This is a genomic window from Streptomyces sp. NPDC002825, from assembly GCF_040295385.1.
Taxonomy (GTDB): Bacteria; Actinomycetota; Actinomycetes; order Streptomycetales; family Streptomycetaceae; genus Streptomyces.
On the sequence record NZ_JBEOVH010000075.1, the window covers coordinates 1 to 2,302 of the forward strand.

The following is a 2,302-nucleotide window of genomic DNA, read 5'->3' on the forward strand; positions in this document are numbered from 1 at the left end:
AGCGCACCCCAGAACTCCAGGCTGAACGCGTCCCACGACACCGGCGAGCACTGCAGAAACACCTCACCCGGACCGAACAACCCGTACGACTGACCACTGACCGTCGACACCAGATTCCGGTGCGACGACAGAATCGCCTTCGGCCGCCCCGTCGAACCCGACGTGAACATCAAGCACGCCACGTCGTCGGGACCGAGCGGCAGACCGAGATTGGCCGCGCTGCGGGCGAGGAGTTCGCTCGGCCCCTCCGTGTGTGGCCGCCAGGGTCCGTCGACGCGTTCCGCGAGCGCCGGCGCGGCGACGAGGTGGCTGATGCCGGCGTCGTTCGCGGCCGAGCGCAGCCGCTCGTCGGGGAAGTCCGGGTCGAGGAGCGTGTAGCCCGCCCCCGTCTTGACCACGGCGATCACCGCCGCCGCGAACTCCACCCCACGCTCCCACAGCACACCCGCCATGTCGCCGCGGCCCAGACCGTGGTCGCGCAGCTGGTGGGCCACGCGGTTGGCCATCGCGTTCAGCTCCGCGTACGACACCCGACGGTCACCGTCGACGAGCGCCGTTTCCTCCGGGCGGCGGAGCACCTGCTCCTCGAACCTCTCGACGAGGGAGGTGTCGCCCGCCTCGGCGACGGTCCCCGCCCACGGGCCGGTGAGCAGCTCACGCTCCGCGCTCGACAGCACCTCCAAGGACGCCAGCGGCAGGCCGGGGTCGTCGAGCACCTGGGCCAGCACCTGACCGAGCACCGCCGCCGTGCGTCGTACCGAGTCCTCGTCGAACAGCTCGGACGCGAAGAGGATCGAGCCGTGCAGACGCCGGCCGTCGTCGGAACGGAGCAGGAACTCGAGGTCGAACTTCGCGGCCCCGTTCACGAGGCCGGAGATCTCGGCGGTACGGACTCCGGGCAGGTTCAGCTCCGGAACAGCGCCCACTTCGAGGCCGAGGCAGATCTGGAAGAGAGGGTGACGTGCGAGGCTCCGGGTGGGGTTGACCGCTTCGATGACCAGGTCGAAGGGGGCTTCCTGGTGCGCGTAGGCGTCCAGGTCGACCGTACGGACTCGGCGCAGAAGTTCGCGGAAGGTCGGGTCACCGGCGGTGCTGGTCCGCAGCACGAGCGTGTTGACGAAGAACCCGACGAGATCCTGCAGCGAGCGCTCACCGCGCCCGGCGACCGGCGTCCCGATCGCCAGATCGGACCCCGCGCCGAGCCGGGCCAGCGCCGCGACCAGGGCCGCGTGCACCACCATGAACGGCGTGCACCCCTCCGAGCGGGCGAGCAGCGCGACGCGCTCGAACACGTCCGCGCCCAGGTCGAGTTCGACCTGTCCGCCCCGGTGGGAGGCCCTGGCCGGCCTCGGGCGGTCGAGGTTCAGCCCGTGCTGCTCCGGCAGCCCGTCCAGCGCTCCGCGCCAGAAGCTCAACTCGCGGCCGAGCACGCTCTGCGGATCGTCCGCAGAGCCGAGTACGCGCCGCTGCCAGGCCGCGTAGTCGGTGTACTGGACGGCCGGCGGCTCCAGGACACGCCCCTCGGCCCCGGCGAGCCGGGCCTCATAGGCCCGCTGGAGGTCCGCGAAGAAGACACCGTTCGACAGCCCGTCCGTCGCGATGTGGTGCATCACCAGCGAGAGGACAACCGTGTCGTCCCCCAGCTCGAAGGCCACCGCCCGCAGCGGAAGCTCCACGGCCAGATCGAAGACGCGCCCGGACAGCCGCGTCAGCTCCGCAGCGACATCGGAGGCGGCGGCGCGCCGGCGTTCCACCGACACGCGCGCCTGCTCGGGCGGCAGGACCCTCTGGTGCGGCTCGCCCTCCACCGACTCGAACACCGTCCGCAGCGGGGCGTGCCGCTCCACCACATCGCTCAGCGCGGACTCCAGCGCCTCCAGGTCGAGCCCGCCCTCGCACCGCACCACCATCGGCACGTTGTAGGCCGCACTGTCCCCCTCCAACTCCGACAACAGCCACAACCGCCGCTGAGCGAACGACGCAGGAACCAGATCCCCGGCCCCCTCCCCCGCGACCAGCGGCGGGAGCGCATGTCCGTCTCCCTGTCCGGCGACGAGCTCCGCAAGCCCCGCCACCGTGGGACGTCCGAACACATCCCGGATCGTCAGACGTGCGCCCAGTGCCTGGGCGATGTGGTTCGTCAACCGAGCCGCGAGCAGCGAGTGGCCGCCGTGGTGGAAGAAGTCGTCGTCGATGGTGAGACCGGCGGGGGTGTCGAGGGTGCGGGCGAAGAGACCGAGGAGCGTCTCCTCCAGCGGGGTGCGCGGGGCGCGGCCGGCGGAGGCGGCGGGGGTCGGCGCGG

Annotated in this window: 1 protein-coding gene; it reads right to left on the minus strand. The window is 71.9% G+C overall.

From position 1 onward, the window contains the following. Nucleotides 1-2,302, minus strand: a 2,302-nt coding sequence (locus tag ABT041_RS38915; protein WP_351193882.1) for a condensation domain-containing protein, incomplete at both ends; no start/stop codon positions are given.